General features: G+C 61.3%; 22 protein-coding genes and 1 pseudogene. 1 reads left to right on the forward strand and 22 read right to left on the reverse strand.

Annotated features, from left to right (window positions below; all coding sequences use genetic code 11):
* Positions 1-7: 7 nt before the first annotated feature.
* The 4 genes from E5P2_RS24100 to E5P2_RS24115 all read right to left on the reverse strand — a co-directional run bounded on the left by E5P2_RS24100 (position 8) and on the right by E5P2_RS24115 (position 4,486).
* Positions 8-553: a VOC family protein gene (locus E5P2_RS24100; protein WP_162569650.1), complete on the reverse strand. Its 546-nt coding sequence runs from the start codon at positions 551-553 to the stop codon at positions 8-10.
* A gap of 155 nt (positions 554-708) precedes the next feature.
* A complete protein-coding gene (locus E5P2_RS24105) occupies positions 709-1,668 on the reverse strand; it encodes an MBL fold metallo-hydrolase (protein ID WP_162569651.1) in 960 nt (319 codons plus the stop codon).
* 253 nt (positions 1,669-1,921) lie between these two features.
* A complete protein-coding gene (locus tag E5P2_RS24110; protein ID WP_232080822.1) occupies positions 1,922-2,698 on the reverse strand; it encodes an SDR family NAD(P)-dependent oxidoreductase in 777 nt (258 codons plus the stop codon).
* A 30-nt stretch (positions 2,699-2,728) separates the two neighbouring features.
* The gene (locus E5P2_RS24115; RefSeq protein ID WP_162569652.1) at positions 2,729-4,486 is read right to left on the reverse strand and encodes an FAD-dependent oxidoreductase; all 1,758 of its coding nucleotides are present in this window, start codon (positions 4,484-4,486) and stop codon (positions 2,729-2,731) included.
* A gap of 132 nt (positions 4,487-4,618) precedes the next feature.
* On the opposite strand from E5P2_RS24115, the gene E5P2_RS24120 reads away from it, so the two are divergent.
* A complete protein-coding gene (locus E5P2_RS24120; RefSeq protein WP_162569653.1) occupies positions 4,619-5,440 on the forward strand; it encodes an IclR family transcriptional regulator in 822 nt (273 codons plus the stop codon).
* A 143-nt stretch (positions 5,441-5,583) separates the two neighbouring features.
* Here the strand turns inward: E5P2_RS24120 and E5P2_RS24125 are convergent, their stop codons facing one another.
* The 18 genes and pseudogenes from E5P2_RS24125 to E5P2_RS24210 form a co-directional block, all read right to left on the reverse strand.
* Positions 5,584-6,660, reverse strand: a complete 1,077-nt coding sequence (locus E5P2_RS24125; RefSeq protein WP_162569654.1) for a phenylacetaldoxime dehydratase family protein — start codon at positions 6,658-6,660, stop codon at positions 5,584-5,586.
* A gap of 93 nt (positions 6,661-6,753) precedes the next feature.
* Positions 6,754-7,230: a nitrile hydratase accessory protein gene (locus E5P2_RS24130; RefSeq protein WP_162569655.1), complete on the reverse strand. Its 477-nt coding sequence runs from the start codon at positions 7,228-7,230 to the stop codon at positions 6,754-6,756.
* Positions 7,227-7,898, reverse strand: coding sequence for a nitrile hydratase subunit beta (nthB, locus tag E5P2_RS24135; RefSeq protein ID WP_162569656.1), 672 nt, complete (start codon positions 7,896-7,898; stop codon positions 7,227-7,229). Before nthB ends, E5P2_RS24130 begins: the two co-directional genes overlap by 4 nt.
* Positions 7,895-8,506: a nitrile hydratase subunit alpha gene (gene nthA, locus E5P2_RS24140; protein ID WP_162570640.1), complete on the reverse strand. Its 612-nt coding sequence runs from the start codon at positions 8,504-8,506 to the stop codon at positions 7,895-7,897. Before nthA ends, nthB begins: the two co-directional genes overlap by 4 nt.
* Before the next feature lie 5 nt (positions 8,507-8,511).
* Positions 8,512-9,141: an energy-coupling factor ABC transporter permease gene (locus tag E5P2_RS24145; protein ID WP_162569657.1), complete on the reverse strand. Its 630-nt coding sequence runs from the start codon at positions 9,139-9,141 to the stop codon at positions 8,512-8,514.
* A gap of 42 nt (positions 9,142-9,183) precedes the next feature.
* Complete coding sequence (locus tag E5P2_RS24150) at positions 9,184-10,581, reverse strand: amidase (RefSeq protein ID WP_162569658.1); 1,398 nt, start codon at positions 10,579-10,581, stop codon at positions 9,184-9,186.
* On the reverse strand, positions 10,578-11,606 hold the full coding sequence (locus tag E5P2_RS24155; protein WP_162569659.1) for an ABC transporter permease: 1,029 nt from the start codon (positions 11,604-11,606) through the stop codon (positions 10,578-10,580). Before E5P2_RS24155 ends, E5P2_RS24150 begins: the two co-directional genes overlap by 4 nt.
* Positions 11,603-14,086 carry an ATP-binding cassette domain-containing protein gene (locus E5P2_RS24160; protein WP_162569660.1) on the reverse strand — a complete coding sequence of 828 codons (2,484 nt, stop codon included), beginning with the start codon at positions 14,084-14,086 and terminating at the stop codon, positions 11,603-11,605. The genes E5P2_RS24155 and E5P2_RS24160 overlap by 4 nt, the downstream gene beginning before the upstream one ends.
* A 37-nt stretch (positions 14,087-14,123) precedes the next feature.
* A complete protein-coding gene (locus tag E5P2_RS24165) occupies positions 14,124-15,335 on the reverse strand; it encodes a substrate-binding domain-containing protein (protein WP_232080823.1) in 1,212 nt (403 codons plus the stop codon).
* Positions 15,336-15,822: 487 nt separating this feature from the next.
* A complete protein-coding gene (locus tag E5P2_RS24170) occupies positions 15,823-16,764 on the reverse strand; it encodes a helix-turn-helix domain-containing protein (RefSeq protein WP_162569661.1) in 942 nt (313 codons plus the stop codon).
* 307 nt (positions 16,765-17,071) lie between these two features.
* Positions 17,072-17,662, reverse strand: coding sequence for a transposase (locus E5P2_RS24175; RefSeq protein WP_197908549.1), 591 nt, complete (start codon positions 17,660-17,662; stop codon positions 17,072-17,074).
* Between the two features lie 492 nt (positions 17,663-18,154).
* Positions 18,155-18,373, reverse strand: a complete 219-nt coding sequence (locus tag E5P2_RS24180; RefSeq protein ID WP_162569662.1) for a hypothetical protein — start codon at positions 18,371-18,373, stop codon at positions 18,155-18,157.
* 103 nt (positions 18,374-18,476) lie between these two features.
* Positions 18,477-19,397 carry a recombination directionality factor gene (locus E5P2_RS24185; RefSeq protein WP_162569663.1) on the reverse strand — a complete coding sequence of 307 codons (921 nt, stop codon included), beginning with the start codon at positions 19,395-19,397 and terminating at the stop codon, positions 18,477-18,479.
* Between the two features lie 99 nt (positions 19,398-19,496).
* Positions 19,497-20,498 carry a YqaJ viral recombinase family nuclease gene (locus E5P2_RS24190; RefSeq protein WP_162569664.1) on the reverse strand — a complete coding sequence of 334 codons (1,002 nt, stop codon included), beginning with the start codon at positions 20,496-20,498 and terminating at the stop codon, positions 19,497-19,499.
* A gap of 116 nt (positions 20,499-20,614) precedes the next feature.
* Positions 20,615-21,583 (reverse strand): DUF932 domain-containing protein, encoded by a 969-nt coding sequence (locus tag E5P2_RS24195; RefSeq protein ID WP_162570642.1) that lies wholly within the window; start codon positions 21,581-21,583, stop codon positions 20,615-20,617.
* 156 nt (positions 21,584-21,739) lie between these two features.
* Positions 21,740-22,069, reverse strand: a complete 330-nt coding sequence (locus E5P2_RS24200) for a hypothetical protein (protein WP_162569665.1) — start codon at positions 22,067-22,069, stop codon at positions 21,740-21,742.
* 46 nt (positions 22,070-22,115) lie between these two features.
* A pseudogene (locus E5P2_RS24205) lies at positions 22,116-22,476 on the reverse strand (JAB domain-containing protein); the annotation flags it as partial.
* A 263-nt stretch (positions 22,477-22,739) separates the two neighbouring features.
* Positions 22,740-23,165 carry a hypothetical protein gene (locus tag E5P2_RS24210; RefSeq protein WP_162565134.1) on the reverse strand — a complete coding sequence of 142 codons (426 nt, stop codon included), beginning with the start codon at positions 23,163-23,165 and terminating at the stop codon, positions 22,740-22,742.
* Positions 23,166-23,293: the final 128 nt, after the last annotated feature.

Here is a 23,293-nt window from a genome sequence, read left to right on the forward strand (position 1 = left end):
GCAGGCGTCAATCGGCCGGCGTGGTCAGGCTGCCGTCGTGCATCCAGGCTGCGTGCTTCGGCGCGCGCTTCGTCTGCGACCACTCCTCGAGCATCGCCCACTTGACCTCGTCGAGCTTGCGCATCAACTCCGGCGTACCGGTGTTGGCCGCCAGTTCCAGGCGGTGACCGTTCGGGTCAAAGAAGTAGATCGACTTGAAAATTGTGTGGTCGGTCGGACCGAGTACTTCGATACCGGCGGCCTCCAGGCGCTGCTTGGTAGCCAGCAAGGTGTCCACCGAGTCGCATTCCAGTGCCAGGTGCTGCACCCAGGCCGGCGTGTTGCGGTCGCGGTCCATCGGTGGCTGGCTCGGCAGCTCGAAGAAGGCCAGCACATTGCCCTGGCCAGCGTCGAGAAAGATGTGCATGTAGGGATCAGGTGCCTTGGTCGATGGCACTTCGTCCTCGGCGATGGCCAGCACGAACTTCATGTCCAGATGCTTGCCGTACCACTCGACGGTCTGCTTGGCGTCGATGCATCGGTAGGCGACGTGGTGAACTTTCTTGATCAGCATGGTGGTGTCCTTGAACTATGGCGAGCGCTTTCGATTTCAGGGTGAGGGCGGCCCCGCGGCGGCCGCGGGGCCGCTGTCCTACCCTGTCCTATGTATCTGTCGTGCCAAGGCTGACCGGCGAACTCGAAACGATCAGCCGTGGCTCGGACCGGCGATCAGCCTTCGAGCGTCTTCCACATCTCGATGTCACGCTCGGCGGTCCAGATGCGCGGGTCGGCGTACTTGGTCGCTTCGTCGTAACAGCGCGTCACGTCGAACGGCATGCAGTGGTCGAAGATCACCCAGTGGCCATACTTAGGCTTGAGCGCGGCACACGTGTCCTTGTAGATCGTGTTCAGGTCCTTGCCCTCGGAGACACCCTTCTCGACGTTGGCATACACGTCGGAGATGAAATCGCGCGTCTCCGTCAGGCCCTTGGCGACGTCCTCGGGCGTGGTCAGCGCGGCGCCGCGTCCGGGCACCAGCGCCTTGGGCTTGAGCGCCGCGAGGTTGTTCAACGTTTGCGGCCAGTCCTTGAAGTAGGCGTCACCGGCATAAGGCGTCGCACCGAATTCCACGAGGTCGCCGGAAAGAAGTGCCTTTTCCCCGGGCAGCCAGACGACGGTGTCGCCCTTGGTGTGGCCTCGGCCGAGCTGGAGCAATTGCACTTCCAGCTTGCCGAGCCACAAGGTCATCTTGCCGGTGAAGGTCATCGTCGGCCACGTCATACCGGGCGGCACGGTCTCGACGCCGGCAAAGAGGCGCGGGAAGCGGCCGATCTCGCTGGCCTTGTCCTGCTCGCCGCGTTCGACGATGAGGTCGTACGTGTCCTGGCTCGCGAGGATGTGCTGTGCTCCGTATGCGCTGGCACCGAGCACACGCACCGCGTGGTAATGCGTCAGCACGACGTACTTGATCGGCTTGTCGGTCACTTCGCGAATGCGACGGATCACGTCGGCCGCCATCGCGGGCGTAGCCTGCGTGTCGGCAACGAGCACAGCATCGTCACCAATGATGATGCCGGTATTCGGATCGCCTTCGGCCGTGTAGGCCCAGGCATGCTCCGAGATCTGGCTGAACGTGACCTTCTTCTCTTCGAGGTCGGCCTGGGAGGCGAATTTCTTGCTTTGGCTCATGGGGTGCTCCTTGTGTAGTCGGTTGAAAGGGCCAACGCGTAACGAGGTAGTCCGCCTTGACCTTGGGATCGCTGAGGAGCGCACGGACGGTGCCCTCCGGGGTGATGTAACCTGCTTCGAGCACCTCGCCGCACGCGAGATTCCGAGCCTATGCTGTTCGCCACCCGATGGTCAGAATGGCTCGCTGGCAGAGCAGAGGAACGCTCGCTCATGGCTGTCTTTCGACGGTGGTGGTTCGAAATCGAACGTGGAATCAGGATGCGAGGAAGCCGCCGTCGACGGGAAGCGTTACTCCCGTCACGTAGCTGGCCATGTCCGAGGCCAGGAAGACAACGGGCCCGACGAGTTCTTCGGGTTGCCCAACACGCGCCATCGGCGTGCGCAGCATGAATTTGTCCAGGCGCTCCGGTGCTTCGCGTGTGTACGAGGTCATGGGTGTCTCGATAACCCCGGGAGCGATTGCATTCACGCGGACACCGTCCTTCGCCAGTTCAACGGCAAGGGCTTGCGTCATGAGCTTGACCGCGCCCTTGGACGGGGAGTACCCCACGACATTGGGAATCCCGGTGCTTGAAGCAATGGATCCCACGTTGATGACCACCCCCTTAGTGGCTTTCAGTGCGTCGAGCCATGCATGCGTCGGGAGGAATGTGCCCATCACATTCACGTCCAGCGTGCGCTCGAGGTTCGAAGCGACCTTGGGACTGTCCAAGCCCTCGCGGATGATGATGCCCGCGTTGTTGACGAGGATGTCGATGCTGCCGACTTCGCTCGCAACCCTGGCCGCGAGTGCTTGACAAGCATCCTGCGAGGTCACGTCCAGCTTGTACGCAACCGCCGTTCCGCCCGCGCTGTTGATCTCCGAGGCAACGGCCTTAGCGTTCTCTTCATTCAGATCCGTGACGATGATGCTGGCACCGGCCTTGGCCAAGCCTTTGGCGATGGCCTTGCCATTGCCCTGCCCCGCGCCGGTCACTAGCGCATGGCGTCCGCTCAGGACGTCGGGGGCCATGAGTTGAGAGATTTCCATTTTTCTGTCCTGCGTTTTCTGGTCTGTGGATCAGGCCGCGTGTGCATGCACGCGGGGTGTGGCCAACTGAACGACATCGGCGACGGATCGATTCGTCTGCTTCGCGAGTACCTGTCCAACGACATAGCCGAATGTGAGGGCTGGGCCCAGGGTGATGCCTGCGCCGGGGTAGTTGCCGCCCATGATGCTGGCGGCGTCGTTGCCGACGGCGTACAGGCCCTGGATCGGCTGTCCATCCTTCGTCAGAACCTGGCAAGACTCATCGGTCGCCAGCCCTGCGAATGTGCCGATCTCCCCGACGACAATCTTGATCGCGTAGTACGGACCCTGGCGAATGGGCGCCATGCACGGGTTGGGCTTGACCAATGAGTCGCCCTGGTAGCGGTTGTAGGCAGTGCTGCCTTTTGCGAACTTGGTGTCGAGTCCGGACGACGCATCCCGATTGAAGGTGGCTACTTCTTCTTGAAGCGTGGCGTACGGAACGCCAAGGACCTTGGCCAGTTCCTCGAGGCTCTTGCCCTTCTTGAGATAGCCGCTCTTCAGATGCCTGCCGATGGGCAACGGGAACGGAGCCACGGCGCCCAACCCATATTCGCGAAGATGCTGGTGATCGCAGATGAGCCAGCAGGTGACCTCAGGCGTCCCCGTGCACGCCCTCACGAGGTCCTGAATGAAATCATGATAGGACAGCGCCTCGTTGGTGAAGCGTCGTCCTTTTGGCGTTACTGCAATCACGCCAGGCTTGGCGCGATCGATGAAGTGAGGCATGACGCCCGCGGAGCCATCCTTGCGCTTAGTCACAGACGTCGGGCACCACGCCGCGGCGTTCGGGATCGTGGGGTCGACCCAGCCACCCACCGATTCACCCAAACGCAGGCCGTCTCCGGTATTCAGTGCGGGTGAGGGGGTGAAGTGCTCGCGGCCAGTCGGTGCGTGCGGGAAAAGTTGCTTGCGACGTTCGATGTCATAGGGAAAGCCACCGCACGCCAAGACCACGCCGCGGCGGACACGAATGTCCGTCGCCGTGCCATTGCGCACAACCGTCGCCCCCAAGACTTCGTCGCCCTCAACGATGAGTTTCTTGACCGGTGAGTCGAGCCAAACGGAGACATTCAAATCCATGCCCGCCTTGAAGAGCCGCCCAGCCAAAGCGTTGCCGTTGGTAAGTGTCATGCCGCGGCCATACCTCAGAACGTCCAGGAGGTGGCCGCCGAATCGCTTGGTGACGTACCAGAACGATTCCAGCGACTTGAAGGCACGCAGAAAGTGCCAGAGTTCCTTGCCCGAACCGAGCATCATGCCGAACACGGTCAGCTCAGGCACAGGGGGTGCCAGTTTGGCCACCCGGTCTCCCAGTTCACGCGCATCAAAGGGGCGGGTCACCATTGAGCGCCCGCCGGGCTGGCCGCCGGGCGCCTCGGCGTGATAGTCCGGGAAGACCGGCGGCATGTCGAACTGCACACACGTCTTCTCGGTGAAGAAGTCGATGGCCTTTGGACCGTTCTCGATGAAGGCGTCGACGCGCGCCGCGTCGAAATGCGTCGTTGCTTCGTGTTGAAGGTACGCGCGAGCGGCGCCCGTTGGCTCGCTGATGCCCTGCTCCCTCGCGAGTTTGGTGCCGGGGATCCACAGCCATCCGCCCGAGCGCGCTGTCGTACCGCCATAAACGGGCGCCTTGTCGACGACCAGCACTTTGAGACCCTCATACGCGGCCGTGACCGCCGCCGACATGCCCGACGCGCCTGTGCCGACCACCAGAACGTCGTACTCCGATTCCTGCTTGTTCATTGCCTTTACTCCTTGGTATGGGCTGTGCGTGAAGCCCGTTGGGCGTTAGCATTGTACTAACGCATTTACTCTATGCAAATGGTTTATCCGTCACTAATGAAGTTGTTACAATCAAAATCGTTAGGAGACCCAATGAGCGAACTCGAAAACGAGAGCGGTGACGTGGCTTCCGAGAAGGAGCGCCGGGGCATTCAGTCCGTTGAGGCCGGCGGTCAATTGCTGCTCGCCTTGGGCGCGCAGGGGCGTCCGATGCCGTTGAAGGAACTGGCCAAGGCGGCCGACATGGCACCCGGGAAGGCTCACCCCTACTTGGTCAGCTTCACCAAGCTGGGCTTGGTGACGCAGGAGGCCTCCACGGGCTACTACTGGCTGGGGCCAACCGCGATGCAACTTGGCCTCGTCACGCTCCGAATGCTCAACCCTGTTCGGGAGGCAATTCCGTTCGCGGAGAATCTCGCCAGGGAGACCGGACATAGCGTCGCTCTGTCGGTCTGGGGCAACCAAGGACCCACGATCGTGTTTCTCTTCGACGCGATTTATCCGTTGCACACCAACATTCGTACCGGAACAGTGATGTCGCTGGCGGGCACGGCGACGGGTCGTATGTTCGCGGCCTACCTGCCCGCCAAGCTGATCGAAGAGTCCTTGCTCGAAGACGAACGGCGGCTCGGCCCCGACATTGCCAAGCCGACGGAGCCTGGCAACTTGCAGGCGATGTTCAATGAGGTGCGCAAGCATGGCGTTTCTCGATCAGTGAACAACCCAACCCCTGGGGTGTGTTCTTTCGCTGCTCCTGTCTTCGACTATTCGGGGAACATCGTTTTGGGCGTAACGCTGATGGGGCGCTCGCGCTCGTTCGACATTGCGTGGGATGGCACTCAGGCACAGGCGGCGAAGGCATGCGGTGCGGAAGTCTCGCGGCGCTTGGGCCACCAGAGCCTCCGCGTCGGATAGCCGCGCACGCATCCGATCCATCGTCTTTTGATCGAACAAAGCGGCGGCGATGGCCGCCGTTGCCAGCCCCTTGGCATCCCACTGAAAGTGCTGCCATTGAATCTGGCCCTCCGGCGACCTCCGGCGACCTCTCTGCGAAAGACTTATCGCGCCAGTTGCTCGACTTTCTGTCCAAGGCGCACACCCCGATCGGCCGGAATTTCCGTTGCATCGAAGTACGGAAGCAGGCCGGTCTTCGGATGGCAATTCACATACTGCGCGTCCACCTCGTCGCTCTTCAGCACATGCTCCTCAACCCAGATATGCATCTGCGGCTGAAACTTGGGCTCCGTGTACATGTCTATGAACTTGCTTCGAACCGCCAGATGGCATTTCTGGGTCCGGGCAGCTTGTTCGATGTGCCCCAGCGAGAGCAAGAAGCCGAACTGAGATTGCTTCTCTCGCTCCACGCCGGTGACCAGGTCCTGCTCTCGGCAGAACCGAATCGACATGCATCCAGTCTCGGACGGCCGATCGCGTAGGAAGGCGACCCAATGCTCGACCACTTTCTCCATCATGGTCTTCCAGACCCTGCGCTCCTCCGGTTCACAACGGTCCCAGCCCTGGCCCTCGCGAATGAAGCACATGTTGTCCGGCGTCGAAATCAGAATGCGCTTGCCCTTCGTTTCACGAAGAACTGGCTCAGGCATCGTTTCATACGGGCTCTGGAAATCGTCGACCTTCGATCCGGGCAAGCGGTCGCGATAGCTACCCCAATAGCCAAACTTGTTGCAGGGCTCGAGCGGAAGAATCGCCGCAGATCCAGCCTTCTCCTCAACTCCGGCTGCGTAGTTGAAACGGTCCTTGTGCGGGCTGAGAACTTCGCGCCAAACACCCACGTCGTTGCTCGGATCCGTCGACAACGATGCCCACCAATCGGTCACTGTTTCACTGTGTACCCAGCGCTCGAATGCGTCCCGTCCAGCCCAATAGGTCATGAAGACATCGCAGTGGTATCCCTGGGGATCAACGTAGTGCGAACGCTCGACATTGCCTGGACCGTCGGGTAGCTCGAACAGCTGGCAAAGTGCTTTTCGATGTGGGTTCGCCGCCTCTTCACTCTTTCCTTGCATCCCGAACATCGCGAACACCAGGTGCTCGATGCCTTCAGGAAAAGCCACTATCCGACCAGGATAGTCTTCGGGAAGCATTTCATCGGCACCGCTGCTAATCTCACTCATAGGTCATCTCCGGTTGGGTAGATGAACTATGCGGGAAGAGCCTTCTTCACGCTGTCCTGGAACCGTCAGGTCATTTGACTGGCACCGGCAAATTCAACGATGCACGGCGCGGCTCACTGCAATGGGTTTCGCGCGCAGCTTGTGGTCGTGGTGATGGTGATGTTCACCTTCATGAAAGCTCGCAGCCGGCAAGGCGCGACGGAAGGTCACAGCTTCACCATGCGGCGTATGAATGTATGAAAGCCGCCAATCCTGCATCGTGTCGGCGATCGACTGAGGATCAGTGAGTTCAAGTTCACAAAGCAGCTTTTCCAGTGCGGTCAGCCATTGACGGTAGTAGGCCGTGTTCGCATCCTCCAAGGTGCGTTGAGGATGCGCGGCGATCTCTGCGCTGAACGCCTGCACCCATTGCTTCCACGTAAATACGCCCCGCCGGCTCATCTCCACCGTCGTCGCCAGGGCCTCCGCTTGCCATGGTTCCGAGAACGTTGGCGTGTGTTCATCTCGGGGCAATTGCAGCTCAGCCCCTTCCCGACGAGGATCGAGCAACTCGTGCATCAGCGCCGTCATGCCACGGGATCCAGGTAGCTGTCGTACAGGTCAAGGTACACCGCGTCGCAAGGACCGGCATCTGGCCCCCAAAGCTCCTCACCTTCGAAGCGGACCGTGTACATGTGCTGAGGATCATTTCCCAGGCCTTGAGCTCGCGAATCAGCAAAGCCGAAGCTTCCGAGATGGCGGGCCACCGTCCCCTTCCGACCCCTTGCGTATCGCGGAAGTCGCGTGTGGTGCTCTGGATTGATATTCCGACCCTTGACCCTATCGCCTTCTTGAAACCGTTGGGTCGCGTTCGTTGGCATAGCAATGGAGCCACCAGCTCGGAACGCCGGCCAGCAATCCTGCTTCTTGATGGGGGTGATCAAAGTGCTTCCCTTCCCGGAGGAGATCAGGTGACCGGCCTCCAGTTCCTGCTGCGTGACCACGCCCTTTTTCACCAGCAGTGTCTCCATGAAATAGAGCCAATGCTCGTAGTAGCTGCTACTTAGATAGTGCGACGGCTCCATGGATTCCATCATGTTGCGCGTCTCATCAGCACACCAGGCGCCGCCAAACCAAATTGCGAGATTGACGCAACAGACACGCCTTTCCCAATCCTCATGAAAGACCGGTTCGACCTCTCCTTCGGAGATGACTGGGCCGAAGCCGTGCATGCCGCCCATGTCCGCGATGGAATTCATGGTTCCGCTCCTTGGGGTGACTTCGGAAGGCCCGTCCCGATCATGGAATCTCGCGTGACGAGACCCGCCAATGCGTCTTCGCTCAAGCCGTCGGAACCGGCGGGTCGCATCGGAAGAACCAGGTAGCGCATCTCGGCATTGGAATCCCACACGCGCACTTCGACCTCGTCTTCGATGGACAGGCCAAACTCGCTCAGGACCTTCCGCGGCTCTATGACCACTCGGCTGCGGTAGGCGGAAGACTTGTACCAAACTGGTGGAAGGCCTAGCGTTGGCCACGGGTAGCACGAGCACAGTGTGCACACCGTCACGTTGTGAACCAGAGGCGTATTCTCTAGCACGACCATGTGCTCGCCCTGACCACCCTGGAATCCTAGTTCCGCAATAGCCGCGGTGCCGTCCGCAAGCAATCGCTTCCTGTACTCCGCATCAGTCCAGGCGCGCGCGACCACCTTCGCCCCATTCCGCGGCCCAATGCGGTTCTCGCAGATGTCGATGAATTCGTCTACCGCTTCGAGCGAGATCAGGCCTTTCTCCAGCATGAGGGTCTCTATCGCCTTGATTCGAAGCGCAGGATCCGAGGGAGGCTTGGTATGTGAATGTGACATGGTAATCAAGCTGCAGGATGGAGGTCGAAGCAGCTTTGAACGATGGGATGACCGCGCAGATGACCCAACACACTGAGCATTGCGACAGTAACGAAGGGCTCAAACACAACGACAGTGAGGTACGACGAAGCGAAACGCACCCACTCGGATAGTGGCGTCAGCGTATCGCTCAATGAGAGCCAGAACCCGACCATCAACGTCAGTCCAGCGTAGTAGGTCCCATCTAGACGCAAAACGTCTCGCAGTCGCAGTCGCTGGATGCGAGCGCCAAGTGCGAAGTGCACTATCAACAATGGTATTGCAAGGGATAGCGTGTTGACTCCCAGATGAACCAGGTCCACTGGTTCAAACAACGCCCCCTGAAGGAGGAGGCCACCCGCGAAACCCAACAAGGTCGGAACGACTCCCAGTGTCAAGTAGATGGGCATCGCTGCGACGAAATGCAGTTCAGACGGTCCCACCTTCAGATGGAAGATCTGCATTGCCAATGTAAAGAAGCCAGCCGCAAGGCACGCTCGGACCAACAGCCACGGCTTTCGTGTGCAATGAATTGCCATCGGGACAAGCATCGCCACGGCAACAGTGTTGGCCGCGCCTACCTTCATGGCAGACAAGATTCCGGGTTCGATGTGCATGGGAAAGTCCCTTCCAAGAAACCTTTCAGACTCTCAACCGCTTCATGCTATCGAGGGATGCCGCTTGTGCCAATCAGTTGCTCTTTGGTAGGCGCTACCCGCTGCGAATAGGACGTCCTCCGAGAATCGGCGGCCCACCAGCTGAAAGACTATGGGGGTCTTTTCCTGGGTGAAGCCGCAAGGAAGCACGATACCTGGGTGACCTGACATGTTGAACGGGCACGTGAAGCGGTGCAGCCCTGCGATCAGCTCGTCGTCCACCGACTGCATTCGCGCCATAGACGGCGTGGGAAACGAGAGAACGGGTAGTGCGAGCAGATCAACCTCCCCGAATACACGATCCAACGCAAGGCTGAAGGCTTCTCGCCGGTGAAGCAGGCGCTGCAACTCAACGCCGCTCATCTTTCTACCCTGATCCAACAGGTCGCGCAAAGCAGGCCCATACTCATCCGCACGACTCGGATAGGTCGCCTCATGAGCCAAAGCCGTCTGGGCGGCACATATACCGAACCAGTCCCAAATCATGGCCTCCCCGCTGGGGATCACCACAGGTTTCAATTCAGCTCCCAGAGATCGGAGCGTTTGAGCCGCAGTCTCGACGGCGCCGGCCGTCGATGGATCGACGCCTGCAGTGCACCAGGCAGGATCAAGGCCGATCCGCAAGCCCTTCGCCCCAGTAGACACTCGCGAGAGGTAATCAGGCACTTCAACGCGAGCAGCCGATGGATCCTTTCGGTCCGGTCCTGCGATGGCGCCCAGAACGGCGGCTGCATCCGCCGCGCTTCGGGCCATGACACCTACATGATCCAGTGAGGCAGCCAACTCGAAAACCCCATGTCGGCTGACCCTCCCCCACGTGGGCTTCACGCCGGTGACCCCATTCGCAGCTGCCGGAAGCTTGATCGAGCCACCCGTTTCCGAAGCGAGCGCCGCGAAGCACAGCCCCCCGGCAACCGCAACCCCACTACCACTCGACGAGGCGCCGGACCAATGGTCGGCACTCCACGGGTTGGTAGGGGCCTGAAACGGTGGGCGGTGCTCTGCGTAAACACCCTCGGTCAACGTGAGCTTGCCAAGTAACACAGCTCCTGCCGCCCGCAAGCGTTCGACTGCCGTGGCATCTTCATGAGCAACGAAATCCTTGTGGATGGCCATTCCCGAGGCGGTCGGTACTCCTTCAGTCCAGAAGATGTCCTTGATGGCGAGCGGCACGCCGTGCAGCGGCCCACGGATCTCCCCACGAGCGATCTCCGACTCGGCGGCGCGGGCACTGCGCAGCGCATCCTCTTCCATCACTCGAACATACGCGTGAAGCTTCTTGTCAACGTTGCGCACGCGGTCCAACATCGAAGTGGTCAGTTCAACCGGGGAGAGCTCGCGCGAATGCAGCAGCCGCGAGACCTCCAGCAACTCGGCGTAGTGCAGGTCCTGATAGCTCATGCCTTGGCACCTCCCGCGATGACTTGCAGCAGTCGCGGCAATGCGCGAATCGTGGTTGCCAACAGGATCGCAAGGGCAGTGACGAGCAGTTGGACCGCAGGGCCTGCGCCCAGTGCCAGGACCATCTGGGCCAGTTGCGCCATGAACAGCGCAGCGATGCCGCTTGCCACGACACTTCCACGCCCGCCAGTGAACGGCGTTCCTCCGACCACGACCGCAGCAATCGCCGGCAGCAGATACTCATTGCCTGCGGTCTGCGAGGCGTTGCCGATGAACCCAGCCAGCAGGATGCCCGCGACTGCGAAACAGGTCGCCGAGACCGCGTACGCGCCGATCTGGTAGCGCAACACGACAACGCCCGCGGCACCTGCTGCACGAGGGTTGACCCCCACTGCGACGAATCGCCGCCCGATCACGGTGCGCCGGGTCACCAAAGCCACCGTCGCGACAAAGAGGATCGCAAGCCACACACTGTGCGGTACCCCCAGCAGGCTGCCGTGCGCAAACGACTGAATGCCGGGAGGTACAGAGATGGGCGCGTTTCCAGTGATCGATCGAATCGCTCCGATGAGCAATGCGTTGACCGCAAGGGTCGCAACAAGCGGAGTGATGTTGACCCGGGCGGCCAGAAGGCCGTTGAACAGGCCTACGACAACGGCGACCCCGACCGAACCCAAGACTGCAAGCAGCAATGACTGTGTCGCATAACCAATGACCGCTGCGACGATGCCCGCAAGGGAAACCATGCCAGCCGCAGACATGTCCAGTCCCCGCTGCTGAATCACCACCGTCTGCCCTGTTGCAACGATGGCCAGGATGCCGGCGAAGGGCAGCATTGCGAGCAACGAGCCGCGCGTGACCGTGCCGGGAGCGACGATGCTGCTCAATGCAAAGAGCACGATCGTCCCGATCCAGATCCACCGAAACTCTCCCATGGACGGTCGCCATGCCTTCGCACGAGAAGCCGTCGTGGGGCCTGGTGCCACCATGGCCTCGTTCCCACCGATACTGATGATCTTGCTCATACTGCCACCGCCATTTGTCTGCTCTTCGAATACACGGCCACGGACGCCAGGATCATTCCGCCCAGGAGGTAGGACTGCCAGGCGTCGGTGAGGCCGAGGAAAGTTGTCACGACGTTCACTTGCGTGATGAGGAGCGCGCCCAGCAACGCGCCGATGAAGGATCCACGCCCGCCGAAGAGGCTGGCACCGCCAATAACGACGGCTGCCACGCTTGCCAGGGTGTAATTCACCCCTGCAGTCGCATCGCCTGATCCGACCTGCGCCAGCATGAGAATCGCGGCAAGGCCCGCCAGAAGAGAACATCCGACATAGGCGGCGAGGAGCGTCAGGCGAGGTCGCACGCCTGCCATCCGCGCTGCCTCAGGACGCGATCCAAAGCCGCGGAATGCCAGACCCCACGTGCGCCTGAAGAGGCCGAACTCGAGCAGCACTGCCAACACTCCCACCACCAGAATGGAGAGGGGCACTATGCCGAAGCTGACACCAACGCCTTCCATGACGCCGTCAGCGATCAGTCCGCCGGGGACGGGCCGCAGCATCAGCGAAAGTGCCTGCAGCGCCATGTAAGTGGCAAGCGTTGCAACCATTGGATGAAGGCCAACAGGGTCGACCAGCAGCCAGTTGACGAACCCTACGCCTGCCGCAATGACCAGCACCAAGGCCCAGCCCATCGCCTGGGACTCCAGCGGTGCACCGCCCACGAGGAAGAATGACTCGACGACGACGATGAAGCCCATGAGTGGACCCACGGAAAGGTCTATGCCGCCGACCAGCATCAAAAGCTGCTGGCCGAACGCGACCAGTGCAAGGGTCGCTATGAGCGGTAACACGCCGCCCCAGTTTCGAGCGGTCAGGTAGAACTCATTGACGTAGGAGGCAAAGGCGCCCAGCAGCAGGACGGCCACAGACAGCATGAGAATCGGAGCCAAATCGCCTGAGGCCCATTTCCAAAAGCCTCCCACACGCGAGCCATGTCGCTCGCGCACAGTGGTCGAAGTCAGAACGGCTGTCGTGATGTTGTGTTCCGTGACCTCTTCTGCCTGCAGTTCCTTCACGATCTGGCCACGGGAGAAGATGAGCACCCGGTCGCACAGTCCGGCGACCTCGTGCGCATCGGAGGAGACCACGATCACCGCGACACCGGCATCCGCAGTCGCACGAAGCGTCCGGTAGATGTCCATGCGGGCGCCGATGTCGACGCCTTGCGTTGGCTCGTCCACGAGCATCACCGCCGGTTCGCTCGCAAGCACGCTCGCGAGGACCAGCTTTTGCTGGTTGCCTCCGGAAAGGGATCGGATTGGCGTTTCGATATCCGGCGTCTTGACCGCAAAGCGGGATACCGCCGCCTGCGCTCGAGTGCGTTCACTCTTGCCGCTTAGGAGCCCCCCCGTGAGATCACGCACGAGACTGCGAAGTGAGAAGTTCTCTCGCACTGAGAGGTCAGCGAATATTCCGTCCCGATGACGATCGCCCGGCAACAAGCGAATACCGGCGGAAGCTGCGGCACCCGCGTGCCGCAGCACCACATCGCGTTCATTGACAGCCACGCGGCCGGTAGGCCGTTCGATGCCAGCGAGAGCTCGCATGAATTCGCGTTGACCGTTCCCATCAATGCCGGCAAGGCCAACGATTTCACCCTTGCGGGCTAGCATCGATACTTTCGCGAAGCCGGGGCCATTCAAGGCGTCGACTTGCAGCACGACCGCTTGGCGCGCGGGGTCCGCAGCCTTGGGGGGAAATTCCCGGTTGAGCTCCCCACCGACAATCAACTCGACGATCTGCTGCTCGCTCAAGGTCGCTGCATCGTGAGTCCCTTGACCCTGGCCATCTCGCAAGACCGTGATGCGGTCTGCAATCATCTGCACCTCCCGTATGCGGTGGGAGATGTAGACAACGGAGGAACCGCGTGCCGTGACCTTCCGGATCTGCTTGAACAGTCGATCCACATCTTCCGCGAGCAAGTGTTCGGTGGGTTCGTCGAGCACAAGCACGCGAGGTTCGGCGGCCAATGCCTTGACGATCTCGACGATGAAGCGCTGCTCAGGGTTGAGCGACACAACACGGTCTGCCGGGTCGAGGCGAGCATCGTCGCTCCAGCTCTTCAGGAGTTCGGCCGCCCAAGCGTTGACCGTCGAGAGGGACGGCCGCTTGCTGCGCGGAACTCCGAGGTACAGGTTCTCGGCAACCGTTAGATCAGGCATGAGCGCCGGCTCCTGCCGCACGATGGCCAGCCCGAGCTCGCGCGCCTGGTCGGGCTCGCCGCGTACGACCGCTCCGCACAGAACCACACTGCCCTCTTCTGCGATCAACGCACCGGACGCTACGCCCATCAACGTGGACTTTCCTGCCCCGTTTTCGCCCACAAGACCATGGACTTCTCCAGCCATGACTGAGAAGGTCACTCCATCAAGGGCCTTCACGCCGGGGAACACCTTCGTGACGCCGTCCAGGCGAAGCAGGTCGGACTGACTCGTATTCATTTGCACTCTCCTTCAAGCAACCGCTGGGGGAACTCTGTTACTTGCGGAACAAGGCGTTGAGTTCGGCCTGCGGCAAGGGCGAGGCCAGATCTGCATCCGGCGGCGCGGCCGGATCGCACTTCGGATCCACACCCTTGGCGCTGTCGACATAGACGAAGGGCAACACCCCGAGAGGTTCGGAGCTCTTGATCCCCTGGTATTCAGACATTGCGCGGCGCAGCGCAAAGCGCACGATGGACGTGGTTCCATCGACCGAGACATACGGCCAAGCCTTTCCGGCCTTCTTCGCGTCCAGGTACTTGCAGTTCAACTCGTTGTTGCTTGCGATCGTGGCTTGCGCCGGAATCGGCAGACCGGCTTGCTCGAAGGCCTTGACTGCTGCGAGCGTCGTGACGCCGTAGTCCGACGCGATGGCATCGATCTTTCCGTACTTGGCGATCAGGCCTGCAACGGCCTTCTGGCCGTCAGTGGGATTCCAGTTCGTGACGATGTACTGGTCGCTCAGAAGCTTGATTTCCGGGTACTTCTTGAGCTGGCTGCTGAAGCCATCCATGAAGCGCTGCGAGGACGTGGCGCCCGCCGTCCCCCCAAGCATGACGACGTTGCCCTTCTTGACCGTGGTCCCGATCCAATCGGCCCAGATTTGTCCCACCTGGATTTGGTCCTGGTAGATGTTGGCCGTATAGTCCTTGCCGGGCGTGCCGGCGATCTTCGAGAAGTACGGCACCACGGTGACGCCCGCTTGCTGCGCCTTGCGCAGCGCCGGCAGCATGGCATCGCCAAAGTCGGTGAAGGCGAGCAGGACATTGGCGCCTTGGGCCACCATGCTGTTGATGTCGCTGTTGGACTTTTGCTGATCACCGTTTGCGTTGGCATAGATGATCTTCGTGATGTTCTTGCACTTCGACGCTTCCTGCTTCAGCTCGGCTTCAGCGATCCTGCGCCACGTATTGCCGCCGTAGCCGTCAGTCATCGCGACGATGGTGGGCTTCGTGCCGCACAGCGGCGTGATGTCTGCTCCCTGGTCAGACCTGACCGATTGCGCAGCAACCGCGGCAGGCAACATCATGATTGCCGCCAAGGACGACAGCGGGAGGGATGACTTCAGACAAGTCTTCGAGATGATTCTCATGGGGAGCTCCTGATCAAAATGAAAGAAGGGATCAAGCGCGTGCAGACCTGTCGTCGCGCCGCCGCGCGTCGTAGACCAGCAGGATGTCCGAGTCGATGCAACGCAGGATCTCGACACAGTGCGATTCGCAGTTCGTCGTCAGAGTCCCTGCGCCTCGCAACCGTCCCGCCTTGACGTCATCAAGCAATCGACACATAGAGCGCTGAACGGCGCAATCGCACGCGATACCGGTCGCGTGCACTACTGCACCCTGGGTATCCAGCACGAGTGCACCGACACTCTGCGATCTCATAGACATTCCTTTTCACGCTGTTGCGAACTAGCTGCGTGCCTGGCTTGATCGACCGAGCACGTTTAGCGTGAATGGAACTTTAAAAGCGAGAGCCCGATGCCGCTGTTCTCAGCTCGTCAACCTGAATTGACTGGGGCACGCAAAGTGATGCCCCGGGCGTTGCCAGGTTGCCCGCGCAACCGATCGCGAGATCTGGGCGAAGAAGTGAAGAAGTGAAGATGGCGCCCGCGCGCCCGGGGCGTCAATTGCGCGAAAAGTTGGAAGCCTCGCTAGCCTCGAGCGGCTGCAAAGCGATCAGGCTGGTAAGCGCGCTTAGCTCTCTGCGGTCGCACGCAGCAGCTTATTTGGGGATTGGCCGTAGGCGGATTTGAAGGCGCGGCTGAAGTGAGAAAAGCTCGTGAACCCGCAGCTCAGGGCGACCTCCGTCACCTGAGCAGCTCGGCCTTCGGTCAACGCACGATGGCTGGCTTCCAGGCGCTGTTGCCAAAGGTACCGCATGATGGTTGTTCCATGAGCAGCAAAAATGCGACCGAGGGTGCTCTCCGAAACGTAGAGCGCCTTGGCTATCGAATCGACATCAAGGTCGGGATCGTCAAGACGGGTCGCAACATAGTCGCGTGCGCGTTCGAAGAGTGCGTCATGACGATTCGGTGCCTCTGCCCTACCCGCCAACTCCACGTCGATAGCTGCCGCAATCACATCAATGATCGAGGTGCCCACCTTGGCAGCCGCAGCGGTCTCGCGTAGATCGAGAGCTGCAGCGTTTTGAATCATGCTTGCGGCCAGGCCGCCCAGGGGCGTCTTTCCATCGATGATGATCGAGGTGAGGCGCTCTGCCTCTGGAACGCGCGCAAGCATCGCGCGCCGCGGAATCTTCAAGAGCACCATGTGGTAGTGCTGAGGGAATGCGTACTGGAATGCCCGCGCCGTGTCGTAGATGACGACATCGCCAGGGCGCTGCAGGGCGTCTCGTCCGCCCTGGGACAACCGCCCTTCCCCTTCGCGCAGCACGCTCAAAAGGAACTCATCGCTCGGTGCGCCGCGCACGTCACACGCCTGCCTCTCATAGCGCGTGGCATCACATGCAATGTCGCTGACTTCCAGACTCCCTAGCTGGCTTCTGGCGAGGCGACCGTGGAACATGCCGCGCTCCAAAGCCCGCGTTTCGGCGCGACAGTAGGTGCGGCAGATTTCTTCGTGCCAATAAGCAAACCGATCGGCTTCTTTGACAGATTGAACATCGAACTGGTCCATGGCGCTTCCTTCACCGCACGGGGACGCAGGCTTCGTGCCAAGACAATCGGCGCGATAGAGCCTTCCGGCGACGATCTGAAGCGAAGTCTACGACTTGGCGCCCTAAGGTGGCACATGGTTTACCCTGTACTAACGCATTCGACAGTTACTAAATTGATGTGGCCGCACCTCGATGGACCACACCCTCCCCGCGCGTAGGCTCGCCCGCATCGCACCAGCCACCGCTCCTTGGCCGAGGGGGTGGTCGGGTTTCGACGGAATAACGGAGAATCCTGAATAAAATCAACCACATACTTGCACGAGCTCATCAACAACCTAGTGGAGCAGGACTTGTTGCCCGGTCAATATCTCTTTCCGAATTAACGGACTTCGCCTCCAAAGCTCCCGAGAACGCTGCTCGGATTGCGCGATGAGGGCGCGCGGCTGATTGGGCACCACCAAGCGCACCACGCCGCCGATGAACTCCAGCGCGTTGATGATCGAGGCGACCCAGTCGGGCGCCGTCTGCGTCGGTGGCGCAGGCATAGGTGAAGCTGGAGGCGCCCAGCGCGGCCACGAAGATTTGCGCCTGGCGGATGTCGCCGGTGGCCGAATCCACGATCGGCATGGTGTCGCCGGCGTAGTCAACGAAGAGCTTGTCGCCCGCGACATGGGTCTGGCGCATCGAGCGCTTGAGTCCTTCGGCCCACGCGCGGTACTTGACGCAGAAGCTGGTGAACTTGTAGGTCAGTTCGTTGGCCTGGGCGTAATCCTCCCAGAGCAACTGCCGCGTGACGCCCGAGCGCTTGAGCTCTTGGTGGACGCGCGCGTAGTCGGTCTCCAGATGGTGCGCTGCGCGCGGCACCGCCGCTCGATAAAGGCGCGCTTCGAGCTCGCTCTCGCTGAGCGTCTGGACCATCGCCCAGTCTACGCCGGCCGCGCGCGCCAGGCGTGCGTACGTGCCGACCGTGGAATTCGGGATACCCAACGCCCGGCCGGTCTGAGCGTGGCTGAGGTCTGCAGGCGCAGAACCTGTCGTATCTGACGCATCGTGATCCTTGGGGTGGCATCGGGTTCTGATCCGCAAAAAAGCGGCCAGCCTATGCCCACCGAAGTGGGTCACTCGCGTGCGCCTGGGGCGACTACGATCAGCGTGAAATGCCGGCTTCGTTCGTCTGAAACGCCGACTACGCTCGTTAGAAACGGCGGCTACGTTCGCCTGAAATGCCCGGCTACGATGGCCTGCAATACGCAAAAAGAAAAAGAAGAGAAGAAACGCCAGAGACCGGAAGGTCTCTGGCTCCAGGGCTTTTGATCTCACTCAACACAGCACGACTCACATCAGCAGACCCGGTCCCCAACGGGGGGCCCCGATCTGCTCACGGTGCCATCCACCGTCGAGGAATTTCGTTCACCAGAAGCGCCACCACGGATGTCGAAACCGCGCGGCGAGGGGTCGCGTATCGAGTGCGGCGAAAGAGGTCTTCGGGTTGCCTACACGGCGGCGGATTTCGGTCTCCAACGCGTGCGCCATGCCGCGCGCTTCATTTTCGCCGTGCAGCGCCCGTCTGCGCCAGTCGTACGCTTGGGAAAACAACTCGTCGTCGGTGAACTGGCCAAGCTCACGCATTGCTTGATTGTGCCCAAGCGGCAGATGCCGATGACCGCTCCGACCCTGCTTGCCCAAGGCCAGACGACGACACAGGCGCCTGATGCATCTGATGCTGCGCATATCACTCGCCACCAGATGCCGCGCCGATGCGCTGCGATGACGCGACTCTGCGATTCAGCTTCTCCGCCAAGCCGGGCTTTGCGTCTGGGCGATGCGATCCAACGACCTGGCCATTTTCGAAGTCGTCAGGAAAAAACTCCTCGACCACAGACGCAGCCTCCTCTTCCGATTCCTCGAACGCACCTGCGGCGAAGCCTTGCCTGGCGGCCTCGTCTAACGCGCCCTGATCGAAGCCCGAAGACTGGCGGCTCTGGCTTTCGGTCTTGGCATTGCCGATGGCGTCGGCCAACGACATGCCAGTTCGAACGGTGAGGTCCACGTAGTAGATCGGCGCACGATGCGATTGCGTCGTCGATTTCCCGCGAAGGCGAAGCTCCAGCGGCAGGGTCGACAGCAAGCCGCCCGAGACAGCGTGGAAGTAGCTCAACCGCGCCGACAACGTGCGGATACTGTTGTACCCGGTCGTCCGGAACACGAAGGTGCCCAGTTCGTCGTCGTCGCCGATGCGCACGTTGAGTCTCCCATAGGGCCTGCAATGACCGCCCTTGGCGATCTCGCAGCCCTCGGGTGAGGGGCACGGCAGCGTCTGGAGGCCAGAAGACGTTGAGCGCTTGCAGGCTTCCCCGTTGCCGACGCACATCGGCCGACCCGTCGCCCGGTCGAACAGGGTGTAGTTGGCGCGCAGGCTCAGGTCGGCATCGTCGAACAGAAGACGCACCGGGATGCTGCGAAGCTTGGCGCCTGCCGATGACCGGAGGGTCTCATCGATGGGATGGGTGATCCATCCTTCCCTGTTTTGCACCTGGCTGGTGACGGTGAACTCGTCGTCTTTCTCGGGCAGTCGCCTGCCATCCTTCTCCACGACTTTGCCGATCGAAATCCGGCCGATGACCGGGGGCGTCAGTGCCAATCCTTTGAGCATCTTGCTCTCCTTGCAGTTGAATGAGACAAAAGAAAGCCGGCTCCCTCGAACTTGAGGGGCCGGCCGATGGGCATCCCGTGGGATGCCGGTCGAGACGCGTTAGGTGTTCACGAGGAACCGCCGGGAGCCAGGCTTAGCGACGGCGAAGCTCTGCAGCAACTCGGGCTGCGCTTTCAGGAGACGTGCCGTGTCCAGCGCGACGCCGTCCTTGCTGCGCTTCCAGCTCACTTCGCCGGTCTCGAAAACCGCCTTGGAGGCCTCGCCCATGCGTTGCTGAATGCGCTGCTTGAGCTGGGCTTCCAGGTCGACGTTCGTTGCCAGGACCTGCCGAATCGCCAGCAGGTCTGAGAACACCGCCGACATCTCCAGATCCGCCGACAAGTCGATGGTCTGGCCGCTGTCCCGCGGAAACAGGCACCGCAATGCCACATCCGCCGAGTCCGAGCCGTCGGCCGGCGGTGCCTCGTCGCGCTCCACGTAGCCCCAGAACTGGCGCTCGAGATTCATGAGCTGCGCGATGAGCGCCTCGTCGCGCTCGATACGGTGGATTTGGAGTTCCTGGCCGCAGATCAGCACGGCGACATCGGCAGCCTGCTTGCCGGTGACGCAAAGCTGGTGAAGTACCTGAAGCTGGACGTACTCGGGAACGCCGTCCTTCCAGAGGCGCGCGCCGTTCATGCCGGCCGTCTTGCATTCCAGGATCTGCACATCGGGCGCGCCGATTACTTCGCGGTCAACGTTGGCCAGCATCCAGGGTTCCTGGGGATGCTGCAGCACCGCGTTGACGCGTCGCACCTTGTGACCAGTGCGCTTCGTGTAGTGCGCTGCAACGATGGGCTCCAGCAGATTGCCCCAGTACATCGGGCTGGTCTCGTCTCCGGGATCTGCTTTCGGCAAGGCAGCGTCCCGACCGGTCTTTTCCATCCACAACTCCAGAGGGGCCTTGTAGGGGCTCAGGCCCACGGCCGCAGCCGCGTCGGAACTCCCGATGCCGCCCTTGCGGACAGCGAGCCACTGGTCGCGGCTCAGCTCCTGCGTCCTGACCAGCTTTAGTGCGGGGCGAGCCTTGGCAGGTCGCTCATCGGGCAATGCATTCGTCATGATGTTTCCTTTGAAGATGTTGGTTGCGCCGCGAACAACAAAAACGCCCCGGTCCATCGAAATGGGCCGAGGCATATGACGCGGTGGTGGGGTGGGAGATCGATCGCTGAGTTGCTTCAGGTAGCCAACTGCAGCGCATGGTCGAGGGCGCGTTGCTTGAGCGCTGCGCCTTGGCCGAACCATGCGCTGTCAAGGCGGTACTCCTGGTTGCGCGCACGCCGTTCGTGGTCCACGAACTCGGTCACGGCGCTGAGCAGTCCCCAGGCCGTGCCCTTGGCCGCTTGCAGTTCGGCACCCCGTCCGTGGCCGTCGTAGAGCGCCTGGACCTTCTTGAGGGCGCGCTCATTGGTCAGCCCCAAGGCCGCATCGGCATGGCCATCGCTTTGGCAGAGGACCTTCAAGAAGAAGTTCATCGATTCGTGCGTCTTCACCCTCCGCTCGGACAAAGTCTTCATCCTGTAAATGAAGCTGTCCCATCCCGACACCGCGATGCCGAGTTGCCGCTTGACGGCATCGGCGTCGAAGCTAGTGCTGTGCGGCACCTTGACGGCGCTGGGGGCGCCGTTGAGAGCGATCGACAGGGTGTTGTTGCACACGACACGGATCGTGGTCGGCGTGGCCGTGGTGGCCAGCGTTCCATCGCAGGAGGTCGCGAGCAAGATGTAGCCCTTGACGACATCGGTGCCCTTGAGCGCCGACTCCTTGCCGGTACGCGCCAGCGCCCAGAACTTCCGGCCTGATTTCAGGACACCTGCGGTTTCAAGCTCATAGCCGCTCACAGTTGTTAGGTCTCGATAGAACTCGAGGACCTCCTTGGGCTGGACCACCTGATAGCGGTTGCTCACCACCGACAGCGGTGCCTTGGTGTCGCTGCGGTACAAAACTTTCTGGTCGTCGAACGTCATGATCGAGCCGAGCGCGCCGGCCTGGTCCGCCATGAAGCGCACCGGGGTTTCGCGGATGGTCCAGTCCATGCCGGCTTCTTTTGCCCAGACCTCGATGGGTTGCTTGGCTGGCAGTTGGTTGCCCAAGTCGTGCCACGGTGTTTGGCCGACGTAGGCCATTGATTGCAGAAGGTGAGCCATGAAGATTTCCTTTTTGAGAATTGAACAAAGCGACGCGCATGGCCAAGCCCGCCGCGGGATGCGGCCGATTCGGTTTGCGAGGGAGGAAAAAGGGAGAAAGACAAGCGTGCGCAAGACGCACGCAGTGGGCAGCGAGCCCTGAGGAAACTCAGACCGTTAGAAGGTCTTCGCGTTGAAGGTGTAGCCGCAATCCAGACATTCGCAGTTGTCCAGGAAGTTGTTGTCGACGGCCTCCCCTAAAGTCGATCCGAGTTCGCAGCCGGCGATGCCCCCTGCCAGGCCGCCCAACGCGGCTCCGGCAATGGTGCCCAGCACAGCGCCCGCTGGCCCTCCACCGGCACCGATCGTCGCGCCGGCTTGGGCACCGCGGAGGACGCCGGCAGCGCCACTGGCGGCGCCGGCCAAGGCGCCTAAGGCGCCGGCCGTCTTGCGACCACGGTTTCGCGTGCCAACACGCGTGGAAGAGCATTTGGAACAGGTTGGCATGGATGGACTCCGTTGAATATGGTTGAAGAGGAAAGACCTGCGAGCCCTATAGCAAGCCGCGTTCGGCGAAGCTGACGGCAGCGCTGCGAGTCACCAGGACATGGTCCAGCACCCGTATATCCACGAGCGCCAGAGCTGCCTTGAGGGAGTGCGTCAACAACTCATCGGCCCGCGAGGGTTCGGGTGTGGCCGCTGGGATGGTTGTGGGCCAGGATGACGGTTGCGGCGTTGCGCGCCAGCGCCTCGACGACGACCTCGCGCGGATAGACCGAGGTCTGCGTCAGCGTTCCCCGGAACAACTCGACGATGTCGAGCACGCGATGCATTGCATCCACGAAGACAACGGCAAAGACTTCATGCGGACGGTCTCCCAGAAGGAGGCGCAAGTAGTCACGCACGACATCCGGGGAAGTCAGCGCGTCGGCTGCACGCGCCTCGCGCGCCAGCAGTTGCAAGGCTTGCTGTACGACGCGCGGACGGGAGTAGATCGGGCAGCTCATGCTGCGGGCACCTTGGCTGCGCCAAGAAGACGAACGGGAACGATCATGAACATAGCTCCGGAAATAGAAAAGCCCCGAGCGACAAATCGCGCGGGGCTGGGTTGAGGAAGAAGACTTGAAGTGGATGCGGGACGCGGGGGCTGCGCCTCGCAGGCACTGGCAGCCGACAGCTACCCGGAAGACCGTGCCCTCTCGACGGCGCCGTCGACGTGGCGCTTTACCAGAACAACTGTCAGGATTCCGGCCACGAATGCAATTGCAAACGCGGCAAGGCCTTCAAGAGGCGAATAGGTTTCGATCATCAATTTCTCCTTGGGATCGTGCGAACGAAAGACAGACGAGGGAGACGGAATGCCTGAAATCCCAGACGGCATAGAGCCCGGCATGGCCTGTGCGCCAACCCGGGTGATCGAAAGTCGGGAAAAGTCGAGGCGGAGACTGTTCTTGTACAGGCTCATCACGGTCATATGTGGCTGAGATTTTCTGGAATCGCCAACGCTCGGATGGTCGTTCAAGACGGAACCCGCGAACGGCAAGGACGGACCCAATGCGGCCGGCGAGTTTCGCGAGTTGACCATCCGGAAGCGGTCGGACATGCCCGCCACCAGCGGTGGCCTTATGCGCTACGCCTCCAGCGCTCGTATGCAGCTCTAGCCGAACTGGCAAGTGAAATCGGGGCAAATGGCGCCTTTTAGGCCCGGCTATTCGCGGCTCATTGATGGCC

It is taken from the genome of Variovorax sp. SRS16 (genome assembly GCF_901827165.1).
Lineage (GTDB): Bacteria > Pseudomonadota > Gammaproteobacteria > Burkholderiales > Burkholderiaceae_C > Variovorax.